The sequence below is a fragment of the Paenirhodobacter sp. CAU 1674 genome, from assembly GCF_029222945.1.
In the GTDB taxonomy this organism is placed as follows: Bacteria; Pseudomonadota; Alphaproteobacteria; order Rhodobacterales; family Rhodobacteraceae; genus Rhodobacter.
The window spans coordinates 289079-307772 of sequence record NZ_JARHUH010000002.1 but is presented as its reverse complement, the minus strand read 5'-3'; the positions used below and the strand labels follow the sequence as shown (position 1 = coordinate 307772).

Annotated in this window: 20 protein-coding genes; 6 read left to right on the top strand and 14 right to left on the bottom strand. The window is 63.3% G+C overall.

The genetic code is table 11. The features are described from left to right. The first annotated feature begins 165 nt into the window (after positions 1-165). The 3 genes from yidC to yihA are packed head-to-tail and all read left to right on the top strand — an operon-like array spanning position 166 to position 3391. Positions 166-1989 (top strand): membrane protein insertase YidC, encoded by a 1824-nt coding sequence (gene yidC / locus P2G62_RS03700; RefSeq protein ID WP_275733520.1) that lies wholly within the window; start codon positions 166-168, stop codon positions 1987-1989. Beyond that, a complete protein-coding gene (locus P2G62_RS03695; RefSeq protein WP_275733519.1) occupies positions 1986-2741 on the top strand; it encodes an MOSC domain-containing protein in 756 nt (251 codons plus the stop codon). Before yidC ends, P2G62_RS03695 begins: the two co-directional genes overlap by 4 nt. Next, entirely contained in the window at positions 2741-3391 is a 651-nt protein-coding gene (yihA, locus tag P2G62_RS03690) for a ribosome biogenesis GTP-binding protein YihA/YsxC (protein ID WP_275733518.1), read from the top strand. The genes P2G62_RS03695 and yihA overlap by 1 nt, the downstream gene beginning before the upstream one ends. A gap of 15 nt (positions 3392-3406) precedes the next feature. On the opposite strand, the gene P2G62_RS03685 is transcribed toward yihA, so the two are convergent. Next, a complete protein-coding gene (locus P2G62_RS03685; protein ID WP_275733517.1) occupies positions 3407-4138 on the bottom strand; it encodes an SDR family oxidoreductase in 732 nt (243 codons plus the stop codon). Positions 4139-4279: 141 nt separating this feature from the next. On the opposite strand from P2G62_RS03685, the gene argB reads away from it, so the two are divergent. Genes argB through P2G62_RS03670 form a run of 3 tightly spaced genes read left to right on the top strand, consistent with a single transcriptional unit; the run spans position 4280 to position 6287 of the window. After that, positions 4280-5158, top strand: coding sequence for an acetylglutamate kinase (argB, locus tag P2G62_RS03680; RefSeq protein ID WP_275733652.1), 879 nt, complete (start codon positions 4280-4282; stop codon positions 5156-5158). After that, positions 5155-5769 (top strand): ferredoxin, encoded by a 615-nt coding sequence (locus tag P2G62_RS03675; protein WP_275733516.1) that lies wholly within the window; start codon positions 5155-5157, stop codon positions 5767-5769. The genes argB and P2G62_RS03675 overlap by 4 nt, the downstream gene beginning before the upstream one ends. Next, positions 5766-6287, top strand: a complete 522-nt coding sequence (locus P2G62_RS03670; protein ID WP_275733515.1) for a histidine phosphatase family protein — start codon at positions 5766-5768, stop codon at positions 6285-6287. Before P2G62_RS03675 ends, P2G62_RS03670 begins: the two co-directional genes overlap by 4 nt. Positions 6288-6377: 90 nt before the next feature. Here P2G62_RS03670 and P2G62_RS03665 read toward each other — a convergent pair whose 3' ends face one another. The 13 genes from P2G62_RS03665 to P2G62_RS03605 all read right to left on the bottom strand — a co-directional run bounded on the left by P2G62_RS03665 (position 6378) and on the right by P2G62_RS03605 (position 18653). Beyond that, entirely contained in the window at positions 6378-7169 is a 792-nt protein-coding gene (locus tag P2G62_RS03665; RefSeq protein WP_275733514.1) for an amino acid ABC transporter ATP-binding protein, read from the bottom strand. Positions 7170-7179: 10 nt separating this feature from the next. Next, complete coding sequence (locus P2G62_RS03660) at positions 7180-8496, bottom strand: amino acid ABC transporter permease (RefSeq protein WP_275733513.1); 1317 nt, start codon at positions 8494-8496, stop codon at positions 7180-7182. A gap of 1 nt (position 8497) precedes the next feature. Next, positions 8498-9763: an ABC transporter permease subunit gene (locus P2G62_RS03655; protein ID WP_275733512.1), complete on the bottom strand. Its 1266-nt coding sequence runs from the start codon at positions 9761-9763 to the stop codon at positions 8498-8500. Positions 9764-9903: 140 nt separating this feature from the next. Continuing rightward, positions 9904-10920, bottom strand: coding sequence for an amino acid ABC transporter substrate-binding protein (locus P2G62_RS03650; protein ID WP_275733511.1), 1017 nt, complete (start codon positions 10918-10920; stop codon positions 9904-9906). A gap of 217 nt (positions 10921-11137) precedes the next feature. Continuing rightward, the gene (locus P2G62_RS03645) at positions 11138-11848 is read right to left on the bottom strand and encodes an ATP12 family protein (RefSeq protein ID WP_275733510.1); all 711 of its coding nucleotides are present in this window, start codon (positions 11846-11848) and stop codon (positions 11138-11140) included. Beyond that, complete coding sequence (locus P2G62_RS03640; protein WP_275733509.1) at positions 11845-12510, bottom strand: HAD-IA family hydrolase; 666 nt, start codon at positions 12508-12510, stop codon at positions 11845-11847. The genes P2G62_RS03645 and P2G62_RS03640 overlap by 4 nt, the downstream gene beginning before the upstream one ends. Next, positions 12507-13568, bottom strand: coding sequence for an RluA family pseudouridine synthase (locus P2G62_RS03635; RefSeq protein ID WP_275733508.1), 1062 nt, complete (start codon positions 13566-13568; stop codon positions 12507-12509). Before P2G62_RS03635 ends, P2G62_RS03640 begins: the two co-directional genes overlap by 4 nt. Then, positions 13565-13942, bottom strand: coding sequence for a fluoride efflux transporter CrcB (gene crcB, locus P2G62_RS03630; protein WP_275733507.1), 378 nt, complete (start codon positions 13940-13942; stop codon positions 13565-13567). Before crcB ends, P2G62_RS03635 begins: the two co-directional genes overlap by 4 nt. A gap of 31 nt (positions 13943-13973) precedes the next feature. Further along, complete coding sequence (locus P2G62_RS03625; RefSeq protein ID WP_275733506.1) at positions 13974-15284, bottom strand: replication-associated recombination protein A; 1311 nt, start codon at positions 15282-15284, stop codon at positions 13974-13976. Between the two features lie 144 nt (positions 15285-15428). Then, positions 15429-16013 carry an acyl-homoserine-lactone synthase gene (locus tag P2G62_RS03620; protein WP_275733505.1) on the bottom strand — a complete coding sequence of 195 codons (585 nt, stop codon included), beginning with the start codon at positions 16011-16013 and terminating at the stop codon, positions 15429-15431. A gap of 48 nt (positions 16014-16061) precedes the next feature. After that, a complete protein-coding gene (locus P2G62_RS03615) occupies positions 16062-16652 on the bottom strand; it encodes an autoinducer binding domain-containing protein (protein ID WP_275733504.1) in 591 nt (196 codons plus the stop codon). Between the two features lie 382 nt (positions 16653-17034). Further along, the gene (gene rplQ / locus P2G62_RS03610) at positions 17035-17454 is read right to left on the bottom strand and encodes a 50S ribosomal protein L17 (RefSeq protein ID WP_275733503.1); all 420 of its coding nucleotides are present in this window, start codon (positions 17452-17454) and stop codon (positions 17035-17037) included. A gap of 182 nt (positions 17455-17636) precedes the next feature. Further along, the gene (locus P2G62_RS03605) at positions 17637-18653 is read right to left on the bottom strand and encodes a DNA-directed RNA polymerase subunit alpha (RefSeq protein ID WP_275733502.1); all 1017 of its coding nucleotides are present in this window, start codon (positions 18651-18653) and stop codon (positions 17637-17639) included. Between the last annotated feature and the right edge of the window lie 41 nt (positions 18654-18694).

The following is an 18694-nucleotide window of genomic DNA, read 5'->3' as shown; positions in this document are numbered from 1 at the left end:
CTCAGGCGCCCGTCTCTGCCCACCCCACCGGCGCACGCTAAAAGGCAGGCCAACTGCGCTATTCCGGGGCCGATCCGGGGGTTTTCAGGAAAACCGCTTGACGTTTCGCCCCCCCTTCTGTTGAACCTCCCCCAACCCTCGGACAGGCTGGTGGACTGCGTTCCCATGGATAATCAGAACAAGAACCTTATCATTGCAACGGCACTTTCCGCGCTGGTGCTGATCGGCTGGACCTATCTGTTCCCGCCCGAACAGCCCCTGCCCGCAGACAGCACGCCGGTGAGCACGGAAGTGGCCACGCCGGTGGCCCCCGCCGTGACGCCCGACGCGGCCCCCGGCGCTGCACTGACAGCAGAAGCCACAGCCCAGGCCGAACTGGCCGCGACCCCGCGCATTGAGATCGACAACCCGGCGCTGACCGGCTCTCTGTCGCTGCTGGGGGGCCGGATCGACGACCTGTCGCTGAAGAACTACAAGGAAACGCTCGACGCGGACTCGCCGCTGGTGCGGCTTCTGGCCCCGGTCGGCGGCACCGATCTGAATGCAACGCCCTATTATGCGGTCTACGGCTGGGCCCCCGCTGGCGGGCTTGACCCGGCGCTGGTTCCCGGGCCGAAAACCGTCTGGACCGCCCCCGCCGGTGCCAAGCTGACCCCCACCACCCCGGTCACGCTGAGCTGGGACAACGGCGCGGGCCTTGTGTTCCACCGCGAAATCGCGCTGGACGAAGATTATCTGTTCACCGTCACCCAAAGCGTCGAGAACAACACCGGCGCCACGGTGCGTCTGGCGCCTTATGGCATCATCGCCCGCCATTCGATCCCCGAAAGCAAGCGGGTCTATGTGCTGCATGAAGGCGCCGTGCGGATGACCGACGGCAAGCTCGAAGAGATCAAATACAAGGACATCACCAAGCTTGACCCCGTCGAGGGCGAAGGCCAGGCCAAGGTTCTTGCGGCGTCCGAAAGCGGCTGGACCGGGTTTACCGACAAATACTGGATGACCACGCTTGCGCCGATCTCGGGGGCGTTCACGTCGGTCGTCAAATATACCGAAGCGCTGGATCTGTATCAGACCGAAACCCGCCAGCCGGTGATCGAAGTCGCCCCCGGCGCCAGTGCCAGCAGCGCCACGCGCCTGTTTGCCGGCGCGAAGGAATGGGAAGCGATCCAGCATTACCAGAACGATGTCGGCATCGCGGGCTTTGTCGATTCGATCGACTGGGGCTGGTTCTACTTCCTGACCAAACCGATGTTCCGCCTGCTGCACTGGCTGCACGGCTTCATCGGCAATATGGGCTGGGCGATCATCGGCCTGACCGTCATCATCAAGCTGCTGGTCTTCCCGCTGGCGCGCAAATCCTACATCTCGATGGCGAAGATGAAGGAATTGCAGCCCGAGATGGAAAAGCTGAAAGAGGCTGCCGGCGACGACCGCATGAAGGTCCAGCAAGGCATGATGGAGCTGTACAAGAAGAACAAGGTGAACCCGGCCGCCGGCTGCCTGCCGGTGCTGCTGCAGATCCCGATCTTCTTCTCGCTCTACAAGGTCATCTACGTCACGATCGAACTGTATCACGCGCCCTGGATTGGCTGGATCAAGGATCTGTCGGCGCCCGATCCGTCCTCGATCCTGAACCTGTTCGGCCTGCTGCCCTATGCCACGCCGGAACCCGGTTCGATGCTGTTCATGTTCAGCCTGGGCGTGCTGCCGATCCTGCTGGGCATCTCGATGTGGTTCCAGCAAAAGCTGAACCCGGCGCCGACCGATCCCAGCCAGGCGATGATCTTTGCCTGGATGCCCTGGGTGTTCATGTTCATGCTGGGCAGCTTCGCCTCGGGCCTCGTGCTCTACTGGATCGCGAACAACACGATCACCTTCATCCAGCAGTACACGATCATGTCGATGCACGGCAAACGGCCGGAACTGTTCGAGAATATCCGGTCCAGTTTCAAGAAGAAGCCGCAGGCCGACGCGCCGAAGAAATGACGGCACGGCTGGCCCATATCGTCCGCCATCCGATCAAGTCGATCGGTTACGAGACCCTGCACCACGCGTCCCTGTCCAAGGGGCGCGTGCTGCCTTTTGACCGGACCTGGGCCGTGTCGCACGAGGCTGCAAGCTTCGAGGGGCCGCTTGGGCATTGGGCACCGAAGCGCAATTTCGTGCGCGGGGTCGCTGCACCCGGGCTGATGGCCGTAGCCGCCCGCGCGATGGATGACGGCACGATCGAACTGACCCACCCCGAGCTGTGGCACCTGCGTCTGGACCCGGACAGCCCCGCCGACCGGGCCAAGCTGATCGAATGGCTGCGTCCGCTCTGGCCCGACAATCGCCCCGCCCCGCGCGCGGTCGAACGGGTCGCGGACATCGCCCTGACCGACATGTCCGAGCCCTATATCTCGATCCTCTCGCTCAGTTCGCTGGCGATGCTGTCCGAGGCGGCGGGGCAGCCGCTGTCGCCGCATCGGTTCCGCGGCAACCTGTGGGTCGAGGGCTGGGAACCGGCCGCCGAGCGCGATCTGATCGGGCGGCGGCTGCGCATCGGCACGGCCGAGCTGGAAATCGCGATGCCGATCACCCGGTGCCGCGCGACCTGTGCCAACCCCGAAACCGGCACCGAGGATGTCGAGACGCTCCGGCTGCTCGAATCCCTTTGGGGCAATACTCAATTCGGCGTTTACGCCACGGTCCTGACAGGGGGCGACATCGCCTCCGGCGACCGCGTGGAGATCTTGTGATGCAGATGCAATTCACCCTGGCCCCGGCCCCCGAAGACGCAGCGCGCGAAAAGGGCCGTCTGCTGTTCGCGGCGCCCGTCGAGTTTTTGAAAGGCGTGGTCGCGATGGCAGGCCTGCCGCCCGACGACCGGCTGGAAGTCTGTTTCGCGGGCCGGTCCAACGTGGGCAAATCCAGTCTGATCAACGCGCTGACCAACCGCAAGAACCTGGCGCGCGCCTCGAACACCCCGGGCCGCACGCAAGAGATCAACTTCTTCACCACCGAAGGCGGGCCCTATCTGGTCGACCTTCCCGGCTATGGCTATGCCGAGGCGCCGGTGGCGGTGGTCAAGAAATGGCACGCGCTGCTGAAATCCTACCTGTCGGGGCGCGCGACCCTGCGCCGCGCCTTCGTGCTGATCGACGCGCGCCACGGCATCAAGGCCGTCGATGACGAGATCCTGACCTTGCTGGATCGTTCGGCCGTGACCTTTCAGGTCGTGCTGACCAAGGTCGACAAGATCAACAAGACCGACCGCGAAAAGGTCATCGAACAGGTCAAGGGCGCGCTCGGCAAACACCCCGCCGCCTACCCCGAGATCGTCGTGACCTCTTCGGAAAAGGGCGAGGGCATCGAAACCCTGCGCGCGATCATCGCCACCCTCGAATGAGGACCTGCGGCGCGCTCAGACGTGCTGGCCGCCGTTCACCTCAATCTCGGTGCCGGTGACATAGCTGGACGCATCGGTGCACAGGAACCAGATCACATCGGCCACTTCGCGCGGCTGACCAAGGCGGCGCAGCGGCAGACCCTCGACGATCTTTTCGGTGCCGGGGCTGAGGATCGAGGTTTCGATCTCGCCCGGCGCGATCGCATTCACGCGCACGCCCAGCGGCCCGAAATCATGCGCCATCTCGCGGGTCAGCGCCTTCAGCGCGGCTTTCGAGGTGGCATAGGCGGCCCCCGCAAACGGATGCACGCGCGACCCCACGATCGAGGTGACGTTCACCACCGATCCCTGCGCCGCCGACAGTTCATCCTTCAAGCCGCGCGCCAGCACGATCGAGGCAAAGAAATTGACGTGGAACACCTGCCCCCAGGTGCGCAGATCGGTGTCGAGCGTATTGAGGCGGCTGCCCCCCGGGCCCTTGGGCGAAATCCCGGCGTTGTTGACCAGCGCATGCAACTTGCCGTCCAGCCGGGCGCGGATTTCCGCGATCGCCTCGATCGTCTTGCCGGGATCGCCCAGGTCGATCTGGATATGATCTTCGCGCCCGCCGCCCCAGGGGCATTGCTCGGGGAAGGGTTGGCGCGAACAGGTGATGATCCGCCAGCCTTCGCGCGCGAATCGTTTCACCGTGGCATGCCCGATCCCGCGGCTCGCCCCCGTCAACAGCATCACCTTGCGCTCGCTCATCCCGCCCTCGCTTTCTGCACCTGCAAGACCCTAGCGCCTTTCGCGGCGAAGGCAACGGGGCCTCGGCCCTTGGCAGATGCAGCAATTCGCCGTAACACTGGGGCTCGCTTTTCCCGGGGACATGACATGAGAAAGCAGACGATGGACCGAGACTGGATCGCCACTGCCCGGACGCTGTCCGAGGCCCTTCCCTATTTGCAACGCTACACCGGCGCCGTCGTCGTCGTGAAATTCGGCGGCAATGCGATGGGCGATGACGAAGCGATGGCCGAATTCGCCCGTGACATCGTGCTGATGCGTCAGGTCGGGATGAACCCGGTCGTGGTGCATGGCGGTGGCCCGATGATCAACGACATGCTGGCCAAGCTGGGTATCGAAAGCCAATGGGTGCGCGGCAAGCGCGTGACCGACAAGGCCACGGTCGAGGTCGTGGAAATGATCCTGTCGGGGCTGGTGAACAAGCGCATCGTGCAGGCGATCAACGATCAGGGCGGGCGTGCCGTGGGCATTTCCGGCAAGGACGACGATCTGATGGTCTGCGAGGCCGACGACCCGGAGCTGGGCTTCGTGGGCAAGCCGGTCGAGATGAACGTGCAGGTGATCCGCGATCTGTATAACGCGGGCATCATCCCGGTCGTGGCCCCGGTCGCCACCGGCGTGGCGGATAATGAAACCTTCAACGTCAACGGCGATACCGCCGCAGGCGCGATTGCCGGGGCCCTGCAGGCCGACCGCCTGCTGCTGCTGACCGATGTCGCGGGCGTCAAGAACAAGGCCGGCGATGTCATCACCGAAATGACCCCCGACGAAGTGCGCGCCATGATAGAGGATGGCACCATCGGCGGCGGCATGATCCCGAAAACCGAAACCGCGCTGCAGGCGGTCAAGGAAGGAGTGCGCGCGGTGGTCATTCTGGATGGGCGGGTTCCGAATGCCTGCCTGCTGGAACTGTTCACCGAACACGGCGCGGGCTCGATGATCCGTTCGACCATCCCGCGGGTCAAACCGCGCCGGCGGTGAGCCTTGCCGCCAATCTGAGCGCAGAGCGCCTGTTCATCGCGGGCGCTTTGCATGACGGGGACGAGACGCTGCTGCTGCTTGGCCCCGACGAGCCTGGTTTCTGGGCTCATGTCACCGCCAGCCCCGAATTCGCCGATGGCACGCCCGATCCGCTGGATCGCTGGTCGGCGCGGGTGATCGGCGCGCTGGCCGCGGCCCATGACGGGCGGGCGCTGTTTCCGTTTCAGGGCCCGCCCTTCCTGCCATTCTTCGACTGGGCGCTGCGCTCGGGTCAGGCCTGGCACTCGCCGCTGCCCTTGATGGTGCATGCGCGCATGGGGCTCTGGGCGAGCCTGCGGGGCGCGATTGCCCTGCCCGGGCATCTTGACCTCCCCTCCCCCGCACCGCGGCCCTGTAACGATTGCACGGCGCCCTGCGCCACCGCCTGTCCGGTCGGCGCCCTGTCGCCCGCGGGCTATGACGTGCCCGCCTGCCACGCCTTCCTGAACACCCCCAATGGGGAAAATTGTCTTTCTTCCGGCTGCCTTGCCCGACGCGCTTGCCCGATTGCACAATCCTATGGCAGGCTGCCTCAACAATCCGCTTGGCACATGAGGCATTTCCACCGATGACACCCCCCGGACACCACCGCCTGATCCTGACGCGCCATGCGAAATCAAGCTGGGACGACCCGCTGATGTCCGATCATGCCCGCCCGCTGAATGCGCGCGGCCGGATCGCGGCCCGGGAACTGGGGGACTTCCTGGCCTCGCGCGGGCTGGAACCGGAAGAGGTGCTGTGTTCCACCGCGCTGCGCACCCGCGAAACCTGGGATCAGGTCGCCAGCGCCGTGATCGAGACCCGGCCCGATGTGCATTACCGCGACGACCTGTATCATGCCGACCCGGCCGCGATGCTGGGGGCGCTGAAAACTGCCACCCAGGCAACGGTGATGATGATCGGCCATAATCCCGGCATCGCGGAATTCGCCGCCTCTCTGCCCGCACGTCCGATCTACGACCCGGATTTCCGCAAATACCCGACCTGCGCCACGCTGATCGTGGATTTCCAGATCGCCAGCTGGGCCGATCTGCAACCGGGCACCGGATCGGTGCTGGATTTCTTTACCCCCTCGAACCGCGGCAAGTAAACAAAAGGGGCCGCGTCACCGCAGCCCCTTCTTCTTGGCGAAAATACTCCGGGGGTCCGGGGGCAGAGCCCCCGGCACGATCATCCCCGCTCAGTGTCCCAGAATCTGGCTCAGGAACAGCTTGGTGCGATCCGATTGCGGGTTGTGGAAGAAGTCGTGCGGGTTGTTCTGCTCGACGATCTGGCCCTGGTCCATGAAGATGACGCGGTTCGCCACGGCCTGCGCAAAGCCCATCTCGTGGGTCACGCACAACATGGTCATGCCCTCTTCGGCCAGCTCGATCATCGTGTCCAGAACCTCCTTGATCATCTCGGGGTCCAGCGCCGAGGTCGGCTCGTCGAACAGCATGATCCGCGGCTTCATGCACAGCGACCGCGCGATCGCCACACGCTGCTGCTGACCGCCCGACAACATACCGGGGTATTTATGCGCCTGTTCCGGGATCTTGACCTTTTCGAGGAAATGCATCGCCGTTTCCTCAGCCTCTTTCTTCGGCACCTTGCGCACCCAGATCGGCGCCAGCGTGCAGTTTTCCAGGATCGTCAGATGCGGGAACAGGTTGAAGTGCTGGAACACCATCCCGACTTCGGACCGCACCTTGTCGATGTTCTTGAGGTCCGAGGTCAGTTCGGTGCCATCGACGATGATCTGCCCGGACTGGTGTTCCTCCAGCCGGTTAATGCAGCGGATCAGCGTCGATTTCCCCGACCCCGAGGGCCCGGCAATCACGATCCGCTCGCCGCGGTTCACGGTCAGGTCGATGTCCCGCAGAACATGAAACTGCCCATACCATTTGTTCATCTTGTTGATCTGAATGGCGATTTCGTCCGACACCTGCATGTGGCTGCGGTCGATATCACGCTCGAAATGCGGCTCCGTCATGGGCTGCTCCTTAACGGTGGTCACGCTTCAGCTTGCGCTCGAGATACATCGAGTAACGCGACATGCTGAAGTTGAGGATGAAGAAGATGGCGCCGACGAAGATGAAGGGCTCCCAGTAGATCCCTTTCCAGTTGAAGTCGGCGCGGATGAAGTCCGGGATGCCCTTGAGCGGATCGAACAGCCCCACGAAGGTGACCAGCGTCGTGTCCTTGAACATGCCGATGAAGGTCGACACGATCCCCGGGATCGAGATTTTCAGCGCCTGCGGCAGAATGATCAGTCGCTGCGCCTTCCAGTAATCCAGCCCCAGTGCATCGGCGGCCTCGTATTGCCCGCGCGGCAGTGCGGCCAGGCCGCCCCGGATCACCTCGGCGATATAGGCCGCGGCGAACAAGGTCACCAGAATCATCACCCGCAGGATGATGTCGAAGTTCGTCCCCGGCGGCAGGAAGTAGTTCAGCAGCAAGCTGGCCACGAACAGCAGGGTGATCAGCGGCACGCCCCGGATGAACTCGATGAAGATCACCGAGAAGGTCTTTATCAGGAACATGTTCGACTGCCGTCCCAGCGCCAGGATGACCCCCAGCGGCAGCGACATCACGATGCCGCCCACACCAATGGTGATCGCCAGCAGGAAGCCACCGAAACGGTCCGAGGCGACGGGTTCGATTGCCAGCGGCAGAACCGAGGTCAGGGCATCGTCGAGCGGCCCGACGGCAAAGACCCAGAACAGCACCGGCACCACAACCGCCGCGACGATCGCCAGGATCGAACCGACCCCGGACAGCACGCGCAGCATCAGCCAGCCCAACACGAAGCCCACGGCGACCATCGTCACCGGCCAGATCGAACCGCCCCAAAGCAACCAGATCGCGACCAGCGGATAGACCACCGAAAAGCCCAGCAGAATGCGCGGCAGATGGGTGAACAGCACCGGCGCCAGCGCCACGAACAGCAGCACGAAGACGGCAATCGGGCGCCAATACAGTTCCGGCGGGTAGAAGCCGAAGATGAACTGGTGCCAACGCTCGCGGATCATTGCCCAGCAGGCGCCGGTCGCGCCGTCGCCGAAGCTGGCCGTGATCGCCGCGCGGCATTCGGCCATGGAATTGGCATTCCACACCGAGTGGCGGAACCACGGGTAGAAATGCGTCACCAGCGTATAGACGAAGAACAGGCCGATCAGGGTCAGGGCCGTATTGACCGGCCCCGAGAACAGGTTTTCGCGCAGCCAGCGCACCGCCCCGGTCTGGGTGACGGGGGCCGGTTTTGCGGGCAGCATCGTCTCGCGGACGAAGGCGGTCGATTGGGCGTGTGTATCGCTCATCTCAGCGCTCCTTCAGCTTGACGGTGTTGTTGTAGATATTCATCAACCCGGAAATCGTCAGCGAAATCAGCAGGTAAATCAGCATCATCAGCAAGATCGCCTCAAGTTCGCGTCCGGTCTGGTTGAGCGTGATCCCCCCCAGCGTTCCGCGCAGATCCATGTAGCCCACCGCGATGGCCAGCGACGAGTTCTTGGTCAGGTTGAGGAATTGCGAGATCAGCGGCGGCACGATCACCCGCAGCGCCTGCGGCAGGATCACCAGGCTCATCGTGCGGTTCGGGCGCAGGCCCAGTGCGAAGGCGGCCTCGGTCTGCCCCTTGGACACGGCCAGAATCCCCGCGCGCACGATTTCGGCGATGAAGGCGCCGGTGTAGATCGACAGCCCCAGCCACAGCGCCACGAAAGCGTTCGACACATTCAGGCCGCCCACGAAGTTGAAGCCCTTCAGCTCGGGTTCGTTCAGGCGGAACCCCAGCGCCAGTGCCACGACGACCACCGGCCCCACCAGGATCAGCAGGCTCTTCCACCAGGTTGTGGGCCGCACGCCGGTTGCGTCCTGCACCTGATGCGCATGGTGCCGCACGCGCCGGTTGAGCCAGACCGACCCGATCAGAACCGCCGCGATCAGCAGGAAGTTCAGCGAAATCGGCGCGAAAGGCGTGTCGATTGCACCCAGCCCGTGGGTGAACTCGATGGACGGCACCGCAGTATAACGGTTGGTCGGAGCGATCGAATCGAACAGCCACATGCTGGCCGCCGCCTCGCCGGTTGCGGGATTGATCTTGTAAGCATTCGGCGCCGGCGTCAGCTCTGTCAGCAGCGCCAGCGACACCAGAATCCACAGCAACACCGGAATGTTGCGGAAGGTCTCGACATAGACCGTCATCAGACGGCTCACGAGCCAGTTGTTGGACAACCGCAGCACGCCGACAACGACGCCGATCACCGTTGCCGTCGCACAGCCCAGCACCGACACCCACAACGTGTTGAGCAAGCCCACCAGCATTGCCCGCGCGTGCGTGTTGTCATTGGTATAGGGAATCAGCTGCTGACCAATGTCATAGCCCGCCCGGTTGGTCAGGAAACTAAAGTTGAAGTCCTTGCCGAGCTGATTGAGGTTCTGGACCGTGTTGTCGATCAGCCATGCCACCCCTGCCATTACCAGAATGAAGGTGACGACCTGAATCGTCAGCGACCGGTAACGCGTATCGTAAATGAGCTGACTGAGCCGGAACCCAGGTTCCGGCGCATCCGATGCGCTAGTCATTGTTGCTTCCCCTGTTCCTGTCACGCGTCCGGGCTTTTGCCCATGTGTTGGGATCTCGCGACTGCGGCCCCGCGTGCAGGTCATTTCTTCGAATGTGGCGGGGCGCCCCGGTTTCCCGGGACGCCCCTACCGATATCAGATTAGCGGAACGGCGGCGTGTAGAGCAGGCCACCCTGCGTCCATTGCGCGTTCAGGCCGCGGGCCAGACCGATCGGGGTCGATTCGCCGATGGTCGCGGCGAAGATTTCACCGTAGTTGCCGCCAGCTTTGATCGCGCGCAGCGCCCAGTCCTTGTCCAGGCCGGTCATTGCGCCCAGATCCCCTTCAACGCCCAGCAGGCGGTTGATTTCCGGGTTCTCGGTGCCTTTGGCCAGCTCATCCACATTGGCCGAGGTCACGCCGTATTCTTCGGCAGCGATCAGCGCGTTCAGCGTCCAGCGGACGATATCGCCCCACTGGTTGTCGCCATGACGCACGGCCGGCCCGAGCGGCTCTTTCGAGATGATCTCGGGAAGGATGATGTGGTTTTCCGGGTCCGCGAAAGCGGCACGGGTTGCGGCCAGACCCGACGCGTCGGTGGTATAGGCGTCGCAGGCACCCGCCAGATACTGCTGCTCACCCTCGGCGTTGCTGTCGATGGTGATCGGCTGGTAGCTCATGTTGTTGGCTTTGAAGAAGTCCGCCAGGTTCAGTTCGGTGGTGGTGCCGGTCTGGATACAGACCGAAGCGCCGTCCAGTTCCTTGGCCGAGGTCACGCCCAGATCCTTGCGGACCATGAAGCCCTGACCGTCGTAGTAGTTCACGCCGACGAAATCGAGTTTCAGGTCGGTATCGCGCGAGAAGGTCCAGGTCGAGTTGCGCGACAGCATGTCGATTTCGCCCGAAGCCAGCGCGGTGAAGCGGGTCTGACCGGTGGTCGGCACATATTTGACTTTCGAGGCGTCGCCCAGCACGGCGGCGGCGACGGCCTTGCAGATCGCCACGTCGAAGCCCGACCAGTTCCCGTTGGCATCGGGGGCGGCAAAGCCCACAAGGCCGGTGTTCACGCCGCAGTTCAGCTCGCCGCGCGCCTTGACCTCGTCAAGCGTGCTCGCCGCAGCGATCCCTGCCGAAAGGCCGGCGACCGCGAGCGTGCCGAGAAATACGGATTTTTTCATATTTACCTCTTCCTGAGTTGCCGTCCTGTCATGGGACGGTTCTGCGCCCTTTGCGGGCCTGGAACGTCTATGAGGTTTATCCCCTAGTGCCCGGAGTTTGGGCCAATTGATCAAAGAAGGTCAAGGCCACTTGTTTCATTACGCCGGAACCCCTGCCTACACGGCAGGCAAATGCCCGCGAATTGACCAAAATCGGGCAGGTTGCGAAGATCGCCCCTCAGCTGTGATGCAGCGCCCAGAATCGTTCAGCCGCCAGCAGCGCTTCGCGTTTGAGCGCGGCCTGTGCTTCGGCTTCGTCATCGGCGCCCCAGTGTTCGATCTGCCAGGCCTCGTCAATCCGTGCCAGATCCCAGGCCGTCGCAGCATCCAGCCGCCCCAAAGCCACCGCCAGCCCCAGCACCAGCGAGCCCGTGATCCCCACCAGATCGTGCAGCGCGGCCAGCTCGAACGCATCCAGCGCCGCGACCCGCGCCGACAGCGCGGCCTGCGCTGCCGCGGGCTGTGCCACGGGAACCACGCCCTGCGTGACCGTCAACCGCGCCCCCAGCACCGTCTCGGCCCAGTCCAGCAGCGGGTCCCAGGCTGCCGCCTGCCGCGCGATCAGCGCTTCGGGCGCCTCGGCGCGGTAGCACAACAGATCGGTGCCGCCATATTCGGCGATCAGCGCGGCCACCTCAGCATGCTGCGTGCGCACCTTGTCGATCGCCGCATTGGCACCGCGCGTCACCGGCATGCTGCCCGGATCAATCTTTTCGACCTGGGCATCCCATTCGGCGGCAATCGCCTCGGCCAGCGCGCGCGAGGGCACGATCAGCGGCGCCTTGGCCGGGGTTTTCACCGCCCGACCGTCCAGCGCAACGCCAAAGCCGCCTTCGGCCTCGGTCACCGTTGCCGCTTTCCAGAACCGTTTCGCCACCCAGTTGCTCATGCGCCTTCTCCCAGAAACTCCGCCAGTGCCGCCTCCAGCGCGGTGAAATCGGTCACGATCCGTCCCGCGCCCGAGGTCCGCAAATCCGCCACCGGATGATAGCCCCAACTGACGCCGATCGAGGGCATCCCCGCCGCGCGCGCCATGTCGATGTCATAGCTGGTATCGCCGATCATCACCGCATCGCGCGCCGCGATCCCGGTTTCGGCCAGCGCCTCGAACAGCATCGCCGGATGCGGTTTCGACGGGTGGTTATCGGCGACCTGACGGGTGCTGAAGATCCCCTCCAGCCCGTGATGCGCCAGCAGCGCATTCAGGCCGCGCCGCGATTTGCCGGTGGCCACGCCCAGAAGGCAATCCTCGCGCCCTGCCAGACGGTGCAGCAGATCACCGGCGCCGGGGTAAAGCGGCGCCGGGCTGGCCGCACGGCTGTTCATGTAGCTGTCCTTGTAGGCGGCAACGATGGCGGCCTGCGTGATCGCGTCCAGATCCGGGGCCAGCCGCGCCACCGCCTCGGGTAACGACAGGCCGACGATGGACAGAACCGCTTCGCGCCCGGGCATATCGGCCCCGACCGCCTCGAACCCCAGCGACATCGCGTGCAGGATATGCGCCTGGCTGTCCGAGATCGTGCCGTCGACATCAAAGACGATCAGCTTCATGCCTCGTCCTCGAACGGATCGGCGGGCACGTCATTGGGCTCCCATCCCAGCGTCTTCCAGGTCCGCGCCATGTGGTCGGGCAAGGGCGCGGTGATGGTGATGCGTTTCTTGGTGATCGGATGATCGAAGCTGATCGTGCGGGCATGCAGGTGCAGCTTGCGGCTGATGTCGCCGCCCAGTTGCGCCCCCCAGCCATCGCCCAGATTTTCCTGACCACTGCCGCCATATTTGCCGTCGCCCACGATCGGGTGGCCCAGTTCGGCCATATGCGCGCGCAGTTGATGCGTGCGCCCGGTGATCGGCACCAGCGCAACCCAGGCCGCCCGCGACCCCAAGGCATCAAGCACCGCATAATCGGTGGTGGCGCGTTTGGCCTCGGGGTGATCGCCCAGCTTGGCGGGATGAATGCAGATCATCTTCTCGCCCTCGCCGCCGCGGCCATGGCCCGGCGCCTTCATCAGACCAAAGCGCACCGTACCCATCTTCGGCGTCGGCACGCCCGCGACCACGGCCCAATAGATCTTGCGCGTGGTCTTCAGCCGGAACGCCTCGGACAGGGCGCGCGCGATCCGGTCAGTGCGCGCCAGAAGCAGCACGCCCGAGGTGTCCTTGTCGAGCCGATGCACCATCTTCGGCCGATCCTTGTAGCCGAATTTCAGCGCATCCAGCAGACCATCGACATGCCGATCCCCCTGCCCCGAGCCGCCCTGGCTGGGCAGCCCCGGCGGCTTGTTCAGCGCGATGATATGTTCGTCCTTCCACAGCACGCAGGCCTGGATCATCTTTTCATCGGCGGGCGAAATCGTCGTGCGCTCGCGCCGCTCGGCGCTGCGGTTGGGGGCGGTTTCGGGCGCGGGCAGCGGCGGGATGCGCACCTCTTGCCCCGGCGCCACGCGGGTATTGGCCTTGACCCGGCCGCCATCGACGCGCAGCTGCCCGGTGCGGCACATCTTTTCGACCGCGCCCTGCGTCACCTGCGGGAATTTCTTTTTCAGCCAGCGGTCAAGGCGCTGTTCGCCCTCGGCCTCGGTGACTTTGACGATCTGAACACTGCTCATGCGAAAAACCCGCGTGCAAAGGCCATTCCCGCAAACAGAGCCGCCAGCGCCAGCACGACCGAGCCGATCACATAGCCCGCGGCGGTGGCCAGCTGGCCCGCCTCGTAGAGTTTGGCAGCATCCAGCGAGAAGGCAGAAAAGGTGGTGAAGCCGCCCAGAACCCCGGTCATCAGAAACGGTGCGAAGCGGGTGCCCGATTTCTGTGCCAGAACGACCACGATCACCCCCATCGCGAAGCTGCCGACGACATTCACGAACATCGTGGCATAGGGAAACCCGTGCCCGAGCAGCCGCGGCAGGCCGACGTTCACAAGATAGCGCCCGGAGGCACCCAGGGCGCCCCCAAGGGCAACGGTCAGAAGGGTCTGGATCATGCGGCCTTCCTTGCCGGACGGGCGTGAAATGTCAACCGTTGCGCTTCTCGCGCAGCTTTGCGAACCACTCGACGCGCTTCTTCAGCTCGCGCTCGAAGCCGCGCTCGACCGGGCTATACAGCACCGGGCGTTTCATCGTTTCGGGGAAATAGTTCTGCCCCGAGAACCCGTCTTCGGCATCATGGTCATAGGCATAGCCCGCGCCATAACCCTGCTTTTCCATCAGCTTGGTCGGCGCGTTCAGAATATGCTTGGGCGGCGGCTCCGAGCCAGAGCGCCGCGCCTCGGCGCGCGCCATTTTATAGGCCATGTAGCCCGCGTTCGATTTCGGCGCGAGCGCCAGGTAGATCACGGTCTGCGCCAGCGCCAACTCGCCCTCGGGGCTGCCCAGACGTTCATAGACCTCCCAGGCGTGCAGCGCATGCGTCTGCGCCTGCGGATCGGCCAGACCGATATCTTCCACCGCCATGCGCACAAAACGCCGCGCCAGATAGCGCGGGTCTTCGCCGCCCTCCAGCATCCGCGAAAACCAGTAAAGCGCCGCGTCCGGGTCCGATCCGCGCACCGATTTGTGCAGTGCCGAAATCAGGTTGTAATGCTCGTCCCCCGACTTGTCGTATTTCGCCGCGCGCCGCATCAGCCGGGTCGACAACGCCTGCGTATCCAGCGGAGCCTGCAGCTTCCAGGCCATCACCTGCTCGATCAGGTTCAGCGCCGCGCGTCCGTCGCCATCGGCCATCTCCAGCAGCGCCTCGCGGGCGGGGGCTTTCAGCGGCAGCGCCCGGCCCAACACCTGTTCGGCCCGCTGCGCCAGCCGTTCCAGATCGGCCAGGCTCAGCCGTTCCAGCACGATCACCTGCGCGCGGCTCAGCACGGCGGCGTTCAGCTCGAAACTCGGGTTTTCGGTGGTGGCGCCGACCAGCAGGATCGTGCCATCCTCCATATAGGGCAGGAAGCTGTCCTGTTGCGCCTTGTTGAAACGGTGGATTTCGTCGACGAACAGCAGCGTGCCGCGCCCCTGGGCGAAGCGCAGCTTGGCGGCCTCGAACACCTTGCGCAGTTCCGGCACGCCCGTGAAGATCGCCGAGATCGGCACGAAGGCGCGGTCGGTTTCCGATGCCAGCAGCCGCGCGATCGTGGTCTTTCCGACGCCGGGCGGACCCCAGAGGATGAGCGAGCTGAGCGAGCCTGCCGCCAGCATTGCCCCCAGCGGCCCCTCGGGGCCAAGCACATGTTCCTGTCCGATCACCTCGGACAGGTGCTGCGGGCGCAGGCGGTCCGCAAGTGGGCGGTGGGCCGGTGTGGCCTCTGGCGCCGAGGGGGAGTCGAACAGATCTGGCATGGACCATCAGTAACGCCGCGCCCCGGCCAACAAAAGCCCCCAAAGAGAAGCCCCTGCCAAAGGCAGGGGCAAGGGTAGAAAAATAAGGGATCTGAGTAGCCAGCCTACGCCATTAACCTTATCGTTTCATTAACGCGATCAACGTTAATGCAGCTTCGTTGCGAGGCTGATTTCCACACAGACATGGGCGCCGTCAATGTCCAGAACCGGACCCGTCGGCACGCATTCAAGGCCGACGCGCCGCCCGCCCCGCACCGCCACCGCGGGAATCAGGCCTAGGACTTTCGACGCCCCCAAATGGCGCGCCGAGACGACCATTTCACGGATCAGCTGGGAATGAACCGACATGCGCTGTTGGGCGGGCACATGCTCGGACACGAAGATGCGCGAGCATTCCCAGATATGGCTGGCAATCGGCGCTTCTTCATACAGCAGATGCGAGGGGATCGACGGCAGCAGCCCGCGTTGAGCATCGCGGATCATGTAGCTGTAGATCCCGACCTGATGGGTGGTCGGGATCAGCCGCACACCTGCCAGAATCTGGCCGCGATCATGCACCGCGACCCAGCGGCTTGCCGCCGTGTCGTACTGGTCGAATTCCATCCCATCGACCTGCGGCAGATCCCACCGCTTGCGGCTGATGAAGGTTTCGTGCCTTGCACGAAAGAAATTTGCGAACAACTCCCCGTGGTTGTGCAGATTGGTGTAAGAGAGAGTAGTGGCTTCCATAGTAGTGCCTCCTTCTGGGTTGAAACCTTTCGGGAAGCGCCACAGAGCTCAGAGCAATCTGTATTCTCGTGCTTTGCGCACCGCCTCAGAGGTGGTGCGGGCCTCAAGTCGGATGCGCGCTGACTTCAAACGAGCCTTCAGCGCACTCTCCGAAATCCCCAGTTTGGCTGCGGCAGCAGTGTGGCGATCCCCATTCGAAATGCATTGTAGTGCTTCGATCTGAGCCTGCGTCAGCTCTGTCGGAGGTGTATTCTCCTCGTGCAGACGCAAAGCGATCTCCTCCAGCTTCACCAACTCCTCATTGGTGAACTCGCGATCCCCTCGACCGATCCCGACAATCGAGCGCGACGAAATCGGGCCACAGGACGCAGAAGCCCCGTATTTCATCCCGAATTGTGCAGCTTGCTTGATGACATCGAAAGGATCGGGCAGGCCGATCTCGCTCCAGCGAGTCACGCCTGTCGTGCCAATCCCCCAAAACACCAGCGGATCGCGCAGATAATAGCTGTTATCATTGTAGTGGCGCACCCAGGCTGGTGGAAACGTGCTGTGATACAGCAGCGGCGTAGCAAAGCGTATATGCAACCCCACGGTGAATCCGAGTGGCGAAAGCTCCGTCAGTTCGTCCAGAATTTCCATGGTCGTGCGATTTATTGACATATCTTTTTAGACAAGTTGTATGGAAAGGCGTCAACTTTAAACTGTATATGTCGAGGCTTTCCGTGTGGTGTTTCGCAATATCTATGATCGCCAGCGAAGCTTTTACATAGCCACCCGGCCTTTCGCCCCTTATCCGCATGGTTTCAGGGGATTTTTTTGACATGAAACGACACAGGGGCCCAGCGTCCGGCACGCATCCAGAAGTGGAAAATGGCAGACATCGTGTAGCGCGAGCTTACGCCCCCTGCCCTGACGGAACCGCCAAATCGGCGGCCCAGGAAAGACCGCTCCGCCCCCTAAACAGGCAATAAAAAAATCCCGCCACAAGGGCGGGATTTTTCTAATTCGATGCCTTCCGGGATCAATCCTCGGCGGCTTCCTCGGCCTCGACGCGGGCCTTGTCGGCGGCGCCTTTGGCAGCCACGTCACGATCCACGAATTCGATGATCGCCATCGGCGCCATGTCGCCGTAGCGGAAGCCGGCTTTCAGAACGCGGGTGTAGCCACCGGCACGCTCTTTGTAGCGCGGGCCCAGCACTTCGAACAGCTTGGCCACGTCTTTGTCTTGCTTCAGCATCGCCGCAGCCTGACGGCGGGCGTGCAGGTCGCCGCGTTTCGCCAGCGTGATCATTTTTTCGATGATCGGACGCAGTTCCTTGGCTTTCGGCAGCGTGGTTTTGATTTGCTCATGCTCGATGAGCGAGCCGCACATGTTCGAGAACAGCGCTTTGCGGTGTTCGTGGGTACGGTTCAGACGGCGGTAACCGCGAGCGTGACGCATGATAGTCTCCTACTAGTCGCGTTTTACTTTGTGTTGCCCCGTCTGCGTTGGACGAAGCGTCGTTGGGGCACCATGCCCGTTCAGGTCGATAACGCTCCACCGGAGCGTTCTCTTCCCTTCACTTCCCGGGTATTCCCGGCATTGTCGGGGGGCGTTTAACCCACGCCCCCCAAATCTGTCAATCAGAACTGGTCTTCGAAGCGCTTGGCCAGATCTTCGATGTTCTCCGGCGGCCAATCCTCGACTTCCATGCCAAGGTGCAGGCCCATGCCCGAGAGCACTTCCTTGATCTCGTTCAGCGACTTGCGACCGAAGTTCGGGGTGCGCAGCATCTCGGCTTCGGTTTTCTGGATCAGATCGCCGATATAGACGATGTTGTCGTTCTTCAGGCAGTTGGCCGAACGCACCGACAGTTCCAGCTCGTCCACTTTCTTCAGCAGCAGCGGGTTGAATTCCAGCCCGTCGTCCGCGTCTTGCTTGTTGGCCGATTCCGGTTCGTCGAAGTTCACGAAGATCGACAGCTGGTCCTGCAGGATGCGTGCAGCATAGGCCACGGCATCTTCCGGGGTCAGCGAACCGTCGGTTTCGATTTTCATCGTCAGCTTGTCGTAGTCCAGCACCTGACCTTCGCGGGTCGGCTGCACTTCGTAGGCGACTTTCTTGACCGGCGAATAGATCGCATCAATCGGGATCAGACCGATCGGCGCATCTTCGGGGCGGTTCTTGTCGGCCGCGACATAGCCTTTGCCGGTGTTCACGGTCAGCTCCATGAACAGGTCGGCGCCGTCGTCCAGGTGGCAAACGACGTGATCCTTGTTCAGGACCTCGATACCAGCCGATTCCGAGATGTCGCCAGCGGTCACGACGCCCGGCCCTTTGGCCGAGATCGACAGGCGCTTCGGCCCTTCGACGTCCATCTTCAGCGACACGCCCTTGAGGTTCAGGATGATGTCGGTGACGTCTTCACGCACACCGGCCACGCTCGAGAACTCGTGCAGCACGTTGTCGATCTGCACCGAGGTGATGGCGGCGCCTTGCAGCGAGCTCATCAGCACGCGGCGCAGCGCGTTGCCCAGCGTCAGACCAAAGCCGCGCTCCAGCGGTTCGGCGATCACGGTTGCCTGACGTTGCGGATCGTTGCCCGGCTTGACTTCAAGCTGAGTCGGTTTGATCAGCTCGGCCCAATTCTTGTGGATCATGCGTTCTGCCTCCATACTTGTCCCAAACCCATGTCCGTAAG

Bases quoted from the DNA above. Each gene is read 5' to 3' on its own strand.
- yidC (WP_275733520.1), top strand. From the start codon at position 166: ATGGATAATCAGAACAAGAACCTTATCATTGCAACGGCACTTTCCGCG.
- P2G62_RS03695 (WP_275733519.1), top strand. From the start codon at position 1,986: ATGACGGCACGGCTGGCCCATATCGTCCGCCATCCGATCAAGTCGATC.
- yihA (WP_275733518.1), top strand. From the start codon at position 2,741: ATGCAGATGCAATTCACCCTGGCCCCGGCCCCCGAAGACGCAGCGCGC.
- P2G62_RS03685 (WP_275733517.1), bottom strand. From the start codon at position 4,138: ATGAGCGAGCGCAAGGTGATGCTGTTGACGGGGGCGAGCCGCGGGATC.
- argB (WP_275733652.1), top strand. From the start codon at position 4,280: ATGGACCGAGACTGGATCGCCACTGCCCGGACGCTGTCCGAGGCCCTT.
- P2G62_RS03670 (WP_275733515.1), top strand. From the start codon at position 5,766: ATGACACCCCCCGGACACCACCGCCTGATCCTGACGCGCCATGCGAAA.
- P2G62_RS03665 (WP_275733514.1), bottom strand. From the start codon at position 7,169: ATGACGGAGCCGCATTTCGAGCGTGATATCGACCGCAGCCACATGCAG.
- P2G62_RS03660 (WP_275733513.1), bottom strand. From the start codon at position 8,496: ATGAGCGATACACACGCCCAATCGACCGCCTTCGTCCGCGAGACGATG.
- P2G62_RS03655 (WP_275733512.1), bottom strand. From the start codon at position 9,763: ATGACTAGCGCATCGGATGCGCCGGAACCTGGGTTCCGGCTCAGTCAG.
- P2G62_RS03650 (WP_275733511.1), bottom strand. From the start codon at position 10,920: ATGAAAAAATCCGTATTTCTCGGCACGCTCGCGGTCGCCGGCCTTTCG.
- P2G62_RS03645 (WP_275733510.1), bottom strand. From the start codon at position 11,848: ATGAGCAACTGGGTGGCGAAACGGTTCTGGAAAGCGGCAACGGTGACC.
- P2G62_RS03640 (WP_275733509.1), bottom strand. From the start codon at position 12,510: ATGAAGCTGATCGTCTTTGATGTCGACGGCACGATCTCGGACAGCCAG.
- P2G62_RS03635 (WP_275733508.1), bottom strand. From the start codon at position 13,568: ATGAGCAGTGTTCAGATCGTCAAAGTCACCGAGGCCGAGGGCGAACAG.
- crcB (WP_275733507.1), bottom strand. From the start codon at position 13,942: ATGATCCAGACCCTTCTGACCGTTGCCCTTGGGGGCGCCCTGGGTGCC.
- P2G62_RS03625 (WP_275733506.1), bottom strand. From the start codon at position 15,284: ATGCCAGATCTGTTCGACTCCCCCTCGGCGCCAGAGGCCACACCGGCC.
- P2G62_RS03620 (WP_275733505.1), bottom strand. From the start codon at position 16,013: ATGGAAGCCACTACTCTCTCTTACACCAATCTGCACAACCACGGGGAG.
- P2G62_RS03615 (WP_275733504.1), bottom strand. From the start codon at position 16,652: ATGGAAATTCTGGACGAACTGACGGAGCTTTCGCCACTCGGATTCACC.
- rplQ (WP_275733503.1), bottom strand. From the start codon at position 17,454: ATGCGTCACGCTCGCGGTTACCGCCGTCTGAACCGTACCCACGAACAC.
- P2G62_RS03605 (WP_275733502.1), bottom strand. From the start codon at position 18,653: ATGATCCACAAGAATTGGGCCGAGCTGATCAAACCGACTCAGCTTGAA.